The sequence below is a fragment of the Bacillus sp. LLTC93 genome, from assembly GCF_002993125.1.
In the GTDB taxonomy this organism is placed as follows: domain Bacteria; phylum Bacillota; class Bacilli; order Bacillales; family Bacillaceae; genus Bacillus; species Bacillus zhangzhouensis.
The window spans coordinates 716,001-730,852 of record NZ_PVME01000001.1 but is presented as its reverse complement, the minus strand read 5'-3'; the positions used below and the strand labels follow the sequence as shown (position 1 = coordinate 730,852).

The following is a 14,852-nucleotide window of genomic DNA, read 5'->3' as shown; positions in this document are numbered from 1 at the left end:
TCCTGTATGAAAATTTTTTCTTGTATTTATTGTAGTGTTGTGTAATGATATGTGTCAAGACAGGTGTAAATGACAGGAGGGGCGATTGTGTCATCAATCAAAAAAGTCATTGTGGTGGGATCAGGCATAGCAGCGCTTTCCTTTGCAAAAACCATATCAGAAAACTGCCAAGTCATCATGATGACAAAAAAACAATTTTCCTCTAGTAATTCCATGCTTGCACAAGGGGGAATCGCTGCGGCCTTTTCAGCACATGATTCAGTTGCTCAGCATGTGCAAGACACGCTAGCTGCCGGCTGTGATCATAATGATGACAAGACCGTACAGGAGATAGTGGGTCTTGGAAAACACCTTGTAGAGCAGCTCGTAGCAGAAGGCTGTCCATTTGATCGGAATGAAGCGGGAATGCCGCAGTTAGGTAAAGAGGGAGCTCACACCTCTAATCGCATTTTGCATGCAGGAGGAGATCAAACAGGTAAAACCCTCGTGCAGTTTTTAAAAAGTCAGCTTGGCTCACATATTCATCTATACGAATATCATCATGTCATTGATCTATTAGTTCATGAAGGGAAATGTGTCGGTATTGTGTGGAAAGACGAGAAAGGACACGTACATACCATGACCGCAGATGCAGTTGTTTTATCCACTGGGGGCTGCGGATCCCTATATGAGACAAACACAAATGATCCTTCTGTAACAGGAGACGGGCTGATGATGGCCCATCGAGCTGGAGCACAATTAGTGGATCTCGAATTTGTTCAATTTCATCCGACTCTTTTGACGATCGCTGGAAAAGCAGTCGGTCTTGTTTCAGAGGCAGTGCGAGGAGAGGGAGCATATTTAGAAGATGAAACAGGCAGGCGGATCATGAAAGGGATTCATCCACAGGCCGATTTAGCTCCTAGAGATGTGGTCGCTAGAGCTATTTTTCATGAGCAGCAATTAGGTCATCATCTGTATCTCAACATCCATGATATTCCGCATTTTTCTGTTCGTTTTCCAGCGATTGATGCGATGTGTCAGCGAGCTGGAGTCGATATGGCAAGCGGCCGATTGCCAGTTTCTCCTGGTATGCATTTTTTAATGGGCGGAATCAAGGTCAATGAACATGGAGAAACGAGCGTTCAATCGCTTTTTGCCATCGGTGAAGCAGCTTGTACAGGGCTACACGGCGCCAATCGATTGGCGAGTAATTCTCTTCTGGAAGGTCTCGTTTTAGGAAGAAAAGCGGCTAGGCGTATTGAGCAATTGCCAAAACTGCAAAAAACAATCCCATCTCTTTCTATAAAAGAAGTATGGGCTGTCCCAACTATTTCAGAGGCTCAGATTAGAAAAAAGATGACAGCATATGCCGCAATTGTCAGAGATAAAAAAGGCTTGCAGACCTTGCTCGATGAATTAGAACAAGTCTCTTTTCAGCAAATCAATGTGAAGGATATCACAAATGAACAGATTGAATTAAGCAATCAATGGGCATTAGCGATTTGCCTTGTTAAGTCTGCATTACTCCGTACAGAAAGCAGGGGCGGCCATTATCGAATGGATTATCTAAAGCGGAATGATGCTTTGTGGCGAGGAAAACAGATTGTACATGAAAAGGGCCACATTCACATCATGAAAAATGAAAGGATCGGTGCCGAATGGAACGTTTACAGTTAAAACAAATGCTTACTCATTTTTTAAAAGAAGATATTGGCTTTGGAGACGTATCAGCTGATGCCATTTTTGAAGACAAGAAAGGAACAGCTTACATCATCGCAAAACAATCGGGCGTATTGGCAGGATCACGAATCGTTGAAATGGGGTATGGCCTGCTGAATGAACAGATTCAAACTGAGCTGTTTTTCAAAGAGGGCGATTGGATTCATTCAGGCGCTGTAATGGCTCAAATAAGAGGCCCAGTTAACGACTTGCTAAAAGGAGAACGGGTCATTCTGAATATATTACAGCGCATGACAGGAATCGCCACCCTAACACATGAAGCAGTACAACGATTAGCTGATCCGTCTATTATGATCTGTGATACGAGAAAAACGACACCTGGCTTGCGCATGTTAGAGAAATATGCAGTGAAAGTAGGAGGCGGAAAGAATCATCGTTTCGGCTTATCGGATGGTGTGATGATTAAAGATAACCATATTGCCGCATGTGGTTCTATCCGTGAAGCGGTAGAAAAAGCAAGAGCATACGCCGGTCATATGGTGAAAATTGAAGTGGAAATTGAATCAGAAGCACAGCTCATGGAAGCCATTGAAGCAAAAGCGGATGTCATCATGTTTGACAACTGCTCTCCGGATGAAGTGAAACGTTTTAAACAAATGACACCAGAGACGATCCTGACAGAGGCATCAGGAGGCATCACGTTAGAGACATTACCAAGCTACCGGGGGACAGGTGTCGATCTCATTTCACTTGGTTTTCTGACACATTCCGCTCCATCATTTGATTTTAGTATGAATATGGAATTCAGCTATAAAGGGGGAACGACTCATGTCCATGCTTGATGTTCTAGCGAATCAACATTCGGCCATGATGCCAGATGAATATAAACACCGCTCTTATGAAGAGATGAAGCAGCGTGTTTTAGACATTAAACGAGCTTTTGGATCAAAGCTTTTTATACCAGGCCATCATTATCAAAAAGATGAGGTCATCCAATTTGCAGATGCAACAGGTGATTCATTGCAGCTAGCGCAAATAGCAGCTGACAATCAGGAGGCAGAATACATTGTGTTCTGCGGTGTTCACTTCATGGCAGAAACGGCAGATATGCTGTCAAAAAAGAATCAACACGTCCTGTTGCCAGATATGAGAGCAGGCTGTTCAATGGCAGATATGGCGAACATGAAACAAACGGACAGAGCCTGGGAACAGCTCACTGCTCTATTTGGAGATACGATACTCCCGCTCACTTATGTCAACTCAACAGCTGATATTAAAGCATTTGTCGGCAAGCATGGCGGGGCGACCGTCACATCTTCAAACGCTAAGAAAGTACTGGAGTGGGCGCTTACACAAAAAGAGCGGATTTTGTTTCTCCCTGATCAGCATTTAGGGCGTAATACAGCCTTTGATTTAGGTATCCCGCTAGAAGAAATGGCTGTCTGGGATCAAGTAGAAGAAAAGCTCATCACCGATCAACCGCTCAATCGCATCAAAATGATTTTATGGAAAGGGCATTGTTCTGTACATGAGAAGTTTACCGTTCAGAATATTGAACAAACGAGAAAAAGAGATCGTGACATTCAAATCCTTGTGCATCCAGAGTGCACACATGAGGTGGTAAGAGCTTCTGATCTAGCTGGTTCAACGAAATTTATTATTGATACGATCAAGCAGGCACCAGCAGGAAGCAAGTGGGCGATCGGAACAGAGATGAATTTAGTTAAACGCATCATAGATCAGCACCCGGATAAACAAATTGAATCCCTTAACCCAGATATGTGTCCATGTTTGACAATGAACCGTATTGATCTGCCTCATTTGTTGTGGTCACTTGAAAGCATTGAAAAGGGTGAGCCAGTCGGTTTGATTCAGGTCAATGAAGAGATTACAAAAGAGGCTTTGCTTGCATTAAATAAAATGCTCACCATTAAATAATGAATCAGCCCCTCCTATCAGAAAACAAGTTTTTATCATATTGGCTTGTAAATAGGCATAAATTTATGTTGAAACATATTGTACTTCTGACATAACCGCTACGTTCACGTTTTGCATAGGAGGGGAAAACGTTGAAAATTCATATTGTGCAAAAAGGAGACTCCCTTTGGAAAATTTCAAAGAAATACGGAGTCGACTTTCAAGAATTGAAAAAACTAAATTCACAGCTCAGTAATCCAGATTTGATCATGCCGGGTATGAAGATCAAGATTCCATCTAGTGGTGTTCCTGTGAAAACAGATCATCAAAAAGTGAAAGAAATGCCAAAACCTAAAGAACATCCGTATGTGAAAGAAAAGCCAAAGGACGTCGTGCAAGTGCAAGATACGAAACCGAAGGAAAAGCCAAATGAACCGGTCCCTTATGTACCGCCAGTGCCAAAGATCGAGCAGCCAGTTTTTCCACAAGTTGATGTGAACTATTATCAGACCAATCTCTACCAGCCATTTACGCCTCCTCCTCAAAAAGAACATCATGAGAAAAAAGATCACTTTCATGAAAAGAAAGATCATGTTCATGAGAAGAAAGACCATAAAGATCACAAGGATCATTTTCATCATGAAAATAAGGACCATAAAGATCATAAGGACCATCTTCATTATGAAAATAAGGATCATCACAAAGATGAAGTGGCAAAGGGATATGATCCATTTATTCATATTCCGCATCAAAAAGAGGAGGGAAAAGAGATGGAGCATAGCAATTACCCAAACCTTCCTAACTTCCCACAAATGCCGAATGTTGGAGGAGCAGCAGTAGGAGGAATGGCTGAAAATAAAGAGCATCATCACCATCATCATGAATCATATGATCCTTATTATGGTCATGGTCATTACATGCCTGCGATGTATCCATATCCGCAGCAAATGGTACCGGCTTCACCTATTTTACCAGGATCAGGTCTTTGTTATCCGGTCCAGCCGTATTATCACCACCATATGATGCCGTATCCTTACCCTGCTCAGCCATATTATCCAGCCTATCAAGCGCCAGCTTACTATGGGGAAAATTATGAGCATCATGCAAACGATGGACATCACTGGCACCACCACATGCATCCAAATGCAAATGCAAATGCAAACGCAAACGCAAATGCTAATCAAGGCTTTTATCCAAACGCCTCAAATGAAGCATATGGCAAGGAAGACTGCGGATGTGATGATGGCATGAAGCATCATCATCAGCCATGGCCTGGACATTATCCAAATCCTGTTCCGTATGGTCAAATGGGTGGTTATCCCGCTCAGCCATACATGCAGCAATATCCAAGTCAATCGGTTTTTGCAAGACCAGAAGAAGACGAAGAAGATTAACGACGGAAGGGACGATCTCAATCGTTCCTTTTTTTGTTTATAACTGACAGCTTGATTTTTCCCTGAACTGTACATGCTAAAACAGAGCCTGTTTTCGCGCTCATGAGATTGAATTTGTACAGGGGGTTTTTCGTTTGAGACAAAAATGGCAAAAAACAATCGCATTAGTGCTTCTTCCTATTGGTTTAACTGCATGTGGTACAAATGACAACGCGGGTGTAGATACTCGTCACAATCAATCAGGCCAGCCGGTTGGTTATCATTCGAATCAACGGGCGACAGACAACAACCAAGATCACCAAGGCCCAATTTCTGAGCTTATGGAAGGGATGAACGGAAATACAACGAATGTTGATTATCGTTCACGTCCTACGGAGGATCAAGTGAGAATGCCGCTTACTGGCGGAGATGGACGCTATAGTCATGGAGATATGAATTATCATAACCAAATGTCGTTCTCTGGCTACGATAAACAAGAGAACGTACAGCGTTCACGAAAAATTGCGAACCGTGTGAATAAAATGAACCACGTAGCAGACTCACAAGTGATGGTCACTGATGAAAATGTGTATATTGCGATTAAATCAGATGGACGCCTGACGGCAGAAGGCGTAACACAAATAGAAGAAGCAGCGACTCGTTATGCAGATGGAAGAGCTGTCCAAGTCATCAAAGACGAAGGAGCATTCACACGCTTCAGAGATATGAGAAAAACGCAATTTGAAACAGGCCAAACAGGCATGACCCGATAGTTGAATAAAATAAAAAAGGCTAAAGTTCATTACGAACTCTAGCCTTTTCTTAAAAATATACCTTGATGCCTATATAAAATTCGTAAAAGAAATAACAGCCAAATCCAAGTAATAAAATACCAGCAATAATGGATGTCCACTTTATCATTGTCCGATTCATCACTTTTCTTGTCAAAGATACAATTGTGAGAAGACCGAGGTCATGAAGAAGAATCCCTGCCAAAATACCGCTGGCAGCCAACATAAATTCAGATGAATCTGTTTTAGTATAAGCATCTGCCAGTACAGCACCAAACACCGATACCCAGAACACAAGGTTTCCAGGAGATACTGCCACAAGCAAGCCGTTTCGGTATGTTTTTGCGAATGATTTGTTGACTTTTTCTCCTGCTAAATGGATGTCTTGGTTCGCATTTTTAATGGAATCGTATGCAAGAATCATTAAGAATACGGCCCCGATCAGCCAAAGCGGAATTTGGACAAACGGCAATGATAAAAACTGTGCGAATCCTGCATATAAAGCCAAGATGAGCAAGATATCTATTGTCATGCCGCCGGCTCCAACTGTTAAGCCATGAAAGAAGCCGTTTTTTAACCCCTGCTTTGTCATTTCAACCGTGATCGCTCCAACAGGTAGAGCAATTGAGAATCCTACGACGATAAATGTTAGAAATGTTTGCAATCGACTAGAACTTCCTTTGAACAAATAGTTTGTATAAAAATTCTCCGTTTAGATTAATTATACATAATAGGATAAAAGGATCAATGATTATTTCTGATTTGATCGAATTAAAGGGTAGAGCTGTTGTATAGAAGTTTGCATATCCTGCTCATCGGTGTAGCTTGTAGGGGAAAGGAACTATTTTCCTGAATCTTCTTTTTTTCATATCGCCTCTATGATAAACTGATGTGGAAATCAATAAGAGTGACTAGGGGTGCCCGCTAAGTGGGCTGAGAGAGAAGCTTAAGCTTCTTAACCCTTTGGACCTGATCTGGCTCGTACCAGCGTGGGGAAGTTGAAGATGATACATGTGTCATAAGAATGACATTCATGTTTTTTTCTGACGACGAAACCAGGTTCTCAACATAGAGCCTGGTTTTTTGCTGGTGCTGATTCCATCCTGTCCGATGACAAAAAGAGAAGGAGAGAACAGCAAATGAAAGAAAATAAAAATGTCCCATCAACTCAATCTTTACTATCAAGCTTTGACGGAAGTCGAAAGGTGTATGAGCAGGGCTCAAGACCTGACATCTTGGTGCCAAAAAGGGAAATTATGCTCTCAAATACTGTGACACAGGCGGGAGACATTCAAAATGACCCGATCCGTGTGTACGATACAAGTGGACCGTACACAGATGAGAATGCCCATATTGATGTTACAAAGGGTTTAAATCGTCTTAGAGCGGCGTGGATTAAAGAAAGAGAAGATACAGAAAGCTACGAAGGGCGTCATGTGAAACCGGAAGATAACGGGTATCGTTCAAAGGGGAAAGAGCCCTTTCATCATGTTCATACTGATTTTCATCATGTGCCGCTTCGCGCGAAACATGGCGCCTGTGTGACACAAATGCATTATGCAAAAAAAGGCATCATCACACCTGAAATGGAATTTATCGCTTTGAGAGAACAGCTAAGCCCTGAGTTTGTTAGAGAGGAAGTAGCCAGCGGAAGAGCAGTCATCCCAGCGAATATTAACCATCCAGAAAGTGAGCCGATGATTATTGGAAAGCATTTTCACGTCAAAATCAATGCGAATATTGGCAATTCAGCTGTGACGTCATCCATCGATGAAGAGGTAGAGAAGATGACGTGGGCGATCAGGTGGGGGGCAGACACAATGATGGACCTGTCCACTGGAAAGGACATTCATACAACGAGAGAATGGATCATTCGAAATTGCCCAGTCCCAGTAGGAACCGTTCCCATTTATCAGGCACTTGAAAAAGTGAATGGAGTGGCAGAAGATTTGACGTGGGAAGTGTACCGAGACACATTAATTGAACAAGCTGAACAAGGTGTAGACTACTTCACGATTCATGCGGGCGTGCTATTAAGGTATATTCCGCTTACAGTCGATCGAGTAACGGGAATTGTGTCAAGAGGCGGAGCGATTATGGCAAGATGGTGTCTCGCTCATCATCAAGAAAACTTTCTTTATACCCATTTCGAAGATATTTGTGAAATTATGAAAACCTATGATATTGCCTTTTCTCTTGGAGATGGACTCAGACCAGGTTCGATCGCTGATGCAAATGATGAGGCGCAGTTTGCAGAACTGAAAACGTTAGGCGAATTGACAGAGATCGCCTGGAAACATGATGTACAGGTGATGATTGAAGGACCTGGACATGTCCCGATGGATAAAATCAAAGAAAATGTCGATAAGCAGATGGAGATTTGCAAAGAGGCACCATTTTACACGTTAGGACCTCTTACAACTGATATTGCCCCGGGATATGATCACATTACATCCGCTATCGGCGCTGCCATGATCGGCTGGTATGGAACAGCCATGCTGTGTTATGTGACACCAAAAGAGCATTTAGGTCTGCCAAATAAAGAAGATGTGAGAGAAGGCGTCATCGCTTATAAAATTGCCGCACATGCAGCTGATCTCGCAAAAGGACATCCTGCTGCTCAAAAGCGCGATGATGCATTATCGAAAGCGAGATTTGAATTTAGATGGCGGGATCAATTCCACCTGTCACTTGATCCAGAAAGAGCTTTGGCGTTCCACGATGAAACATTGCCAGCTGAAGGTGCAAAGACCGCTCACTTTTGCTCCATGTGTGGACCGAAGTTTTGCAGTATGAAAATTTCTCATGATATCCGCAATCAATCAGAAGAAGTGGAAAAAGAGATGGAGAAGAAGGCAAAAGAGTTTGTCAGCCAAGGAAGTCAAATCTATCAGTCCTAAAAAAGAACCTCGCACTTCTCTTGTGCGGGGTTTTTATAAAACGGCTGAAAAGGCTTTTCTCACGAGATGGAAAAATGCTCTTACTGCAATCGCCATGATTTCCATACTCGGAATCAGGGCATCTGTTAAATGAAACAAGACAGTTTGTCTCTCTGGAGATGTTCGTTTCTTTTTCTGTTTCATGAAGACAGCCTCCTTTCTAAACAATATACTTCTTTACAGATTAGAGAGATAGAGATGTTGTGTGAATTTAAACAAAATTTAAACTTCTTGCGTTTGGAAGGAAAGAAGGAGGGGAAACGAGTTGAATAGAGAATGAATGAAAAGAGCTGACCTTACCAGTTAGCGAACAAGAAAGAGTGGAAGGTGATCTTATGATGAAAGTATTCAAGGTAACATTTCATATGAACAATGGGGAAGTGCTTGATTTCGAGCTAAAACGTCCAGCTACCTACGATGTGTATAAAAAAATTGAGGAATCCAATCAATGGTTTAAGCTGAATAATGAAATCATTAACCTATTAAATGTCAATAGTATCCATGTAGAAACAGAATAAAACAGAAAAGCCGCTCGGAAGGAGAGCGGCTTTCATTATGCAGAGAAATCATTTCGGTTGTTAAGCTGGCCGCGGGAGAACCAGTTCTTTTTATACAAATAGGCAATCACTTCAAGCCACAGACGCGGCGCTTTTTTAGGGAAAAAAGGTTTTTGGTAATAGACATAAGCAGCTTTTAAATCATCCCATTGATGACATGTTTTCGTTTGGGTGAAGCGGGCAACGTCGATTACCTTCACGAGCCCTTCCTTTGTTAAGATCAGGTTGCGCAGATGGATATCTGAAGGGTTTAACCCTTTATCACGTGCTTCTTCTAGCGCCTCATCTACTTGTTCAATCATTTGTTTCTTGATCGGAATCCCCTTTGTCAGGCATTCATAGAATGTGTGACCTTTTATATATTCCATTAAAATATACTGATCCCCAGACTCATAAATCTCAGGGTAGTAAGACGAACCGGAAAGTTTTTCATATATTGCTGCCTCTTTGCGGGCAATGTGTTGATAAGAGGGAAAAAAGACTTTTAACGCCATTTTCTTGCCGTCTTTTTTATATGAAAATACATAAGCACTTCTTCCTTTGCCGCACAGCTCAAGCTCTGCCGGTTTTAAGGCGAGCTTATTAAAACGTTTTTCTTCATGATACTGAATCGATTCGGCTAATCTTTTGACATCTGACATTGACTTCACCTTCTTTGGTTTCAGTTTATGCGGCTGAAAAACGAATGATGAAAAAACCGTTTCATTCGATAAAGCAATGGATTGTATAAAACATAACATTTACGAATGAAGGATACAATGAAAGACTCTTAAAACGAGTCCATGTAATCGGTTTGGTTAATGTTTAGAAAAAAGGGTCAAACTACATATGTCATGCATCGATCTTATGTTCTAAAGAGGTGTAAATAGTGAAAGTGAAGATGAAACGTTTCGTTACAGGACTTATCATGACAAGTGTTCTTTTTTCCGCTGCGGATATGGAAGGAAAAGAACACTTGCAAAAGCAGTCAAGCACCATCAACGTGCAGCTTGAAAAAGTCTATCTAGACGGCGATGTGAGTATTGAAAGACACCGGGCATCATTAGAAGACAAAGACACATTTTGGACGCAGTATAAAGGCTGGACGCTCGTGGAACAACAAGAGGATTTTGCCCTTTTTAGAAAACAAATTGATGATATCTCTCCATTAAGTAAAGCAAATGGATATATCGGATTATCAGAGGACGGTGTCATTTCTACGTTTCATGGAAGGCCAGGCGACTGGGCGGAGCCTATTCACCTCTTCTTTCAAATTGATACGTCCCGTTTAGAAAGTCATGTGGAGGAGCAGCTTGAACAAGGCATTCCTTTTCGAACAAAAGATGAATTTGAGCATGTGCTTGAAGTCATGAAACCTTACCGAAATGAAATATCGTTTTAAAAGCGTGTGACAGCTTGCTGGTGTGAAGACCGCAAGCTGTTTTTCATGGTTGCACCGTAAAAATGGATTGAGCGAACGTATGTTAACTTTTATTGCGGTTTTCTCTTCGATTTATGTTACAATGAAGAACAGTCAAAGAGGTGAAAACGGTGATAGAGTTTGTGAAAGGGACCATTGATTATGTGTGCCCGCAATATGTTGTCATTGAAAACGGCGGAGTGGGATATCAAGTCTATACCCCAAACCCGTTTATCTATCAAGTAAATAAACAAGAAACGATTTATACGTATCATTACATAAAGGAAGACGCGTTTTCGTTATATGGATTTCAAACACGAGAAGAAAAAGCGTTGTTCACAAAACTGTTAAATGTCACAGGGATTGGACCAAAGGGCGCACTTGCGATCCTTGCTTCCGGTGATCCTGGCGCTGTCATTTCAGCGATAGAACGTGAGGATGAAGCATTCCTTATTAAATTCCCTGGCGTTGGCAAAAAAACAGCCCGTCAGATCATTCTTGATCTAAAAGGAAAGCTTGCAGATGTGGTGCCAGAAATGATTGGCAACTTATTTAATCACGAGGATCATATTCAGGTCGAAACGCAGCAAACCGCTTTAGATGAAGCGCTTGAAGCCTTAAATGTTCTTGGATATGGTGATCGTGAAATCAAAAAGGTTCTTCCATTATTAAAAGAAGAGAAGAATCTCACAACCGATCAATATGTGAAAAAAGCTTTACAAAAAATGTTGAAATAGGGTGATGTCTCATGGATGAACGGCTCGTCTCAACTGAAGCAGACAACCATGAATCAGCCATTGAGCAAAGTCTGCGGCCTCAGACGCTTAGCCAATATATTGGTCAGCGAAAAGTAAAGGATAATCTCAGCGTGTTTATTGAAGCTGCCAGGATGAGGCAGGAAACGCTTGATCACGTCCTTTTATATGGACCGCCTGGACTAGGGAAAACAACGCTTGCGTCGATCATTGCCAATGAAATGAATGTTCAGCTGCGTACAACGTCTGGACCAGCGATTGAGCGTCCTGGAGATTTGGCGGCTATCTTGACATCTCTTGAACCTGGCGATGTTTTGTTTATTGATGAAATTCATCGCTTGCAGCGCTCAATTGAGGAAGTGCTATATCCGGCGATGGAGGATTTTTGTCTAGATATCGTCATTGGAAAAGGAGATACAGCGCGCTCTGTACGGCTTGATTTACCGCCATTTACACTTGTTGGTGCTACGACCCGTGTTGGGCTTTTAACAGCGCCGCTTCGTGATAGGTTTGGGGTACATGCAAGATTGGAATACTATGAGCAAAGAGATTTGGCTCACATTGTAGCAAGAACAGCCGAGCTGTTCGAGATTGGGATCGATGTTCGCTCAGCTGAAGAGATAGCGAGACGTTCTCGTGGAACGCCGAGGGTCGCCAATCGTTTACTCAGGAGAGTAAGAGATTTTGCGCAGGTGCTTGGGAATCATGCCATTACACAGGACATAGCCGAAGATGCCCTTGAGCGTCTCCAAGTCGACAGGCTGGGACTGGATCATATAGACCACAAGCTGCTTTTAAGTATGATTGAAAAATTTAGAGGCGGTCCTGTTGGACTTGATACGATATCAGCGACAATTGGAGAAGAATCACATACGATTGAAGATGTGTACGAACCGTATTTACTACAAATTGGTTTTCTGCAAAGAACGCCAAGAGGCCGGATCGTCACAAGAGAAGCGTATGAACATTTTCATATGGAGGTTCCGATTCGTGACTGAATTCCCTAAAATATTGATGATTTTAGGTGGTGTCCTTTTTGCCGCAGGCTTATTGTTTCAATTGGTTGGTAAGCTTCCAGGTGATATTTTTGTGAAAAAAGGAAATGTGACGTTCTTTTTCCCCGTTATTACGTGCATTGTCATTAGCATCGTACTAACCATTTTACTCAATATCTTTGGACGGATGAAATAACGTTAACTAGTTAACTACAGAATAGGTGAAGGAAATGAAGCTAGAACTATTTGATTTTGATTTACCAGAAAGATTGATTGCACAAGTTCCACTTGAAAAACGAGATGCATCAAGACTGATGGTCTTAAATAAACAAACGGGTGCGATCACACATGATACATTCTCACAAATCACGGATTATTTTCAAAAGGGTGATTGTCTCGTTTTAAATAATACGCGTGTTCTGCCTGCACGTCTGTTTGGCATGAAAGAGGATACAGGGGCAAAAGTTGAACTTCTTCTATTGAAACAAGAAGAAGGAGACAATTGGGAAACACTCGTAAAACCAGCAAAACGTGTGAAAAAAGGAACGGTTATCACATTTGGTGATGGACGGCTCCAAGCGGTATGTACAGAGGAACTGGAACATGGCGGGAGAAAAGTCGAGTTTCGGTATACAGGCATTTTTTATGAAGTGCTTGAATCCCTTGGAGAAATGCCGCTGCCTCCATATATTAAAGAGCAGCTTGATGATCGTGAGCGGTATCAAACCGTGTATTCGAAAGAAGTTGGTTCAGCTGCCGCTCCTACTGCCGGTCTGCACTTTACAACCGAACTGCTGGATGCGCTGAAAGCGAAAGGTGTGCATATTGCTTTTATTACCTTGCACGTGGGGCTTGGCACTTTTCGTCCGGTCAGTGCGGAGCGTATTGAAGAACATGAAATGCACGCAGAGTTTTACGAAATGAATGAAGAAACGGCTGCAGAGCTTAATCGCGTGCGCCAAGAAGGCGGGCGGATTATTTCAGTTGGCACAACATCAACACGAACGCTTGAAACCATTGCAAGTGCACATGATGGCAAATTCCAAGCGTCAAGTGGCTGGACGTCGATCTTTATTTACCCTGGCTACACATTCAAGGCAATTGATGGAATGATCACGAACTTCCATCTGCCAAAATCCTCGTTAATTATGCTCGTCAGCGCATTAGCTGGACGAGAACACGTACTGAAAGCGTACAACGAGGCAGTAAAAGAGGAATACCGATTCTTCAGCTTTGGCGATGCCATGCTGATTCAATAAGAACATACAACAAAGACAGGAGGGCTCATTTTTGTCGCAATTACCGATACGTTATGAGTTCATTAAATCATGCAAACAAACAGGTGCACGTCTTGGCCGCGTTCATACACCGCACGGGTCGTTTGAAACGCCTGTATTTATGCCAGTAGGTACACTGGCTACAGTGAAAACAATGGCGCCTGAAGAATTAAAAGCAATGGATGCAGGCATCATCTTAAGCAATACGTACCATCTATGGCTCCGTCCGGGTCATGACATTGTGAAAGAAGCGGGCGGCTTGCACAAATTTATGAACTGGGATCGAGCTATTCTAACTGATTCAGGTGGCTTCCAAGTATTTTCTTTGAGTGAATTTAGAAAAATTGAAGAAGAAGGCGTTCACTTCCGTAATCACTTAAACGGAGACAAGCTGTTCCTTTCTCCTGAAAAAGCCATGGAGATCCAAAATGCGCTCGGCTCTGATATTATGATGGCATTTGATGAATGCCCTCCATATCCAGCAGAGTACGATTACATGAAACGTTCTGTGGAGCGGACAAGCAGATGGGCAGAGCGCTGCTTAACGGCACACCAGCGTCCAGAGGATCAAGGTCTGTTTGGGATTGTCCAAGGTGGAGAATACGAAGAGCTTCGTAAACAAAGTGCAAAAGATCTTGTTTCACTTGATTTCCCAGGATACGCCATTGGAGGTTTATCTGTTGGTGAACCAAAAGATGTGATGAACCGTGTGCTGGAGTTCACAACACCATTTTTACCGGCAGACAAGCCAAGGTACTTAATGGGGGTCGGCTCACCAGATTCATTAATTGATGGCGCCATTCGCGGTGTAGATATGTTTGATTGCGTACTGCCAACGAGAATTGCGAGAAACGGCACCTTGATGACAAGTGAAGGACGTCTTGTTGTGAAAAATGCAAAATATGAGCGTGATTTCAGACCAATCGATGAAAACTGTGACTGCTACACATGTAAAAACTACACACGCGCCTATATAAGACATTTAATCCGTACAAATGAAACGTTCGGAATTCGATTAACAACTTATCATAATCTTCATTTTCTGTTAAAATTAATGGAGCAAGTGAGAGAAGCTATCCGTGAGGATCGTTTAGGTGATTTTAAAGAAGAGTTTTTTGAGCGTTATGGCTTTAACAAACCGAATGCGAAAAACTTTTAACGCATAAACGAAAGGCTTTACAATCATT

Annotated in this window: 16 protein-coding genes and 1 riboswitch; of the genes, 13 read left to right on the top strand and 3 right to left on the bottom strand. The window is 42.3% G+C overall.

Going from position 1 to position 14,852, the window contains the following annotated elements:
* Positions 1–87: 87 nt before the first annotated feature.
* From nadB to C6W18_RS03920, 5 genes are all read left to right on the top strand, one after another.
* The gene (nadB, locus tag C6W18_RS03940) at positions 88–1,659 is read left to right on the top strand and encodes an L-aspartate oxidase (RefSeq protein ID WP_105926082.1); all 1,572 of its coding nucleotides are present in this window, start codon (positions 88–90) and stop codon (positions 1,657–1,659) included.
* Positions 1,641–2,504 carry a carboxylating nicotinate-nucleotide diphosphorylase gene (nadC, locus tag C6W18_RS03935; protein WP_105926080.1) on the top strand — a complete coding sequence of 288 codons (864 nt, stop codon included), beginning with the start codon at positions 1,641–1,643 and terminating at the stop codon, positions 2,502–2,504. The genes nadB and nadC overlap by 19 nt, the downstream gene beginning before the upstream one ends.
* Positions 2,491–3,600, top strand: a complete 1,110-nt coding sequence (nadA, locus tag C6W18_RS03930; RefSeq protein ID WP_105926078.1) for a quinolinate synthase NadA — start codon at positions 2,491–2,493, stop codon at positions 3,598–3,600. Before nadC ends, nadA begins: the two co-directional genes overlap by 14 nt.
* A 131-nt stretch (positions 3,601–3,731) precedes the next feature.
* On the top strand, positions 3,732–4,973 hold the full coding sequence (safA, locus tag C6W18_RS03925; protein ID WP_105926076.1) for a SafA/ExsA family spore coat assembly protein: 1,242 nt from the start codon (positions 3,732–3,734) through the stop codon (positions 4,971–4,973).
* Positions 4,974–5,107: 134 nt separating this feature from the next.
* Positions 5,108–5,725, top strand: a complete 618-nt coding sequence (locus C6W18_RS03920) for a YhcN/YlaJ family sporulation lipoprotein (protein ID WP_034321290.1) — start codon at positions 5,108–5,110, stop codon at positions 5,723–5,725.
* 49 nt (positions 5,726–5,774) lie between these two features.
* Here the strand turns inward: C6W18_RS03920 and C6W18_RS03915 are convergent, their stop codons facing one another.
* Positions 5,775–6,407, bottom strand: coding sequence for a LysE family transporter (locus tag C6W18_RS03915; RefSeq protein WP_105926074.1), 633 nt, complete (start codon positions 6,405–6,407; stop codon positions 5,775–5,777).
* Positions 6,408–6,646: 239 nt separating this feature from the next.
* Positions 6,647–6,756, top strand: a riboswitch (TPP riboswitch).
* Between the two features lie 126 nt (positions 6,757–6,882).
* On the opposite strand from C6W18_RS03915, the gene thiC reads away from it, so the two are divergent.
* On the top strand, positions 6,883–8,643 hold the full coding sequence (gene thiC, locus C6W18_RS03910; RefSeq protein WP_105926071.1) for a phosphomethylpyrimidine synthase ThiC: 1,761 nt from the start codon (positions 6,883–6,885) through the stop codon (positions 8,641–8,643).
* Between the two features lie 33 nt (positions 8,644–8,676).
* On the opposite strand, the gene C6W18_RS19935 is transcribed toward thiC, so the two are convergent.
* On the bottom strand, positions 8,677–8,826 hold the full coding sequence (locus C6W18_RS19935; protein WP_167331432.1) for a hypothetical protein: 150 nt from the start codon (positions 8,824–8,826) through the stop codon (positions 8,677–8,679).
* A 191-nt stretch (positions 8,827–9,017) separates the two neighbouring features.
* On the opposite strand from C6W18_RS19935, the gene C6W18_RS03905 reads away from it, so the two are divergent.
* Positions 9,018–9,200: a hypothetical protein gene (locus C6W18_RS03905; RefSeq protein WP_078061691.1), complete on the top strand. Its 183-nt coding sequence runs from the start codon at positions 9,018–9,020 to the stop codon at positions 9,198–9,200.
* A 35-nt stretch (positions 9,201–9,235) separates the two neighbouring features.
* Here the strand turns inward: C6W18_RS03905 and C6W18_RS03900 are convergent, their stop codons facing one another.
* Positions 9,236–9,880, bottom strand: coding sequence for a protein kinase family protein (locus tag C6W18_RS03900; protein WP_105926069.1), 645 nt, complete (start codon positions 9,878–9,880; stop codon positions 9,236–9,238).
* Between the two features lie 239 nt (positions 9,881–10,119).
* On the opposite strand from C6W18_RS03900, the gene C6W18_RS03895 reads away from it, so the two are divergent.
* From C6W18_RS03895 to tgt, 6 genes are all read left to right on the top strand, one after another.
* Positions 10,120–10,620, top strand: coding sequence for an intercompartmental signaling factor BofC (locus tag C6W18_RS03895; protein ID WP_189318038.1), 501 nt, complete (start codon positions 10,120–10,122; stop codon positions 10,618–10,620).
* Positions 10,621–10,769: 149 nt separating this feature from the next.
* Entirely contained in the window at positions 10,770–11,375 is a 606-nt protein-coding gene (ruvA, locus tag C6W18_RS03890; RefSeq protein ID WP_034321303.1) for a Holliday junction branch migration protein RuvA, read from the top strand.
* An 11-nt stretch (positions 11,376–11,386) separates the two neighbouring features.
* Positions 11,387–12,391: a Holliday junction branch migration DNA helicase RuvB gene (ruvB, locus tag C6W18_RS03885; RefSeq protein WP_105926065.1), complete on the top strand. Its 1,005-nt coding sequence runs from the start codon at positions 11,387–11,389 to the stop codon at positions 12,389–12,391.
* Positions 12,384–12,584, top strand: coding sequence for a DUF2905 domain-containing protein (locus tag C6W18_RS03880; RefSeq protein ID WP_105926063.1), 201 nt, complete (start codon positions 12,384–12,386; stop codon positions 12,582–12,584). Before ruvB ends, C6W18_RS03880 begins: the two co-directional genes overlap by 8 nt.
* Positions 12,585–12,618: 34 nt before the next feature.
* Entirely contained in the window at positions 12,619–13,647 is a 1,029-nt protein-coding gene (gene queA, locus C6W18_RS03875; RefSeq protein WP_105926061.1) for a tRNA preQ1(34) S-adenosylmethionine ribosyltransferase-isomerase QueA, read from the top strand.
* 31 nt (positions 13,648–13,678) lie between these two features.
* Positions 13,679–14,824, top strand: coding sequence for a tRNA guanosine(34) transglycosylase Tgt (gene tgt, locus C6W18_RS03870; protein WP_034321314.1), 1,146 nt, complete (start codon positions 13,679–13,681; stop codon positions 14,822–14,824).
* The last annotated feature ends 28 nt before the right edge of the window (positions 14,825–14,852 follow it).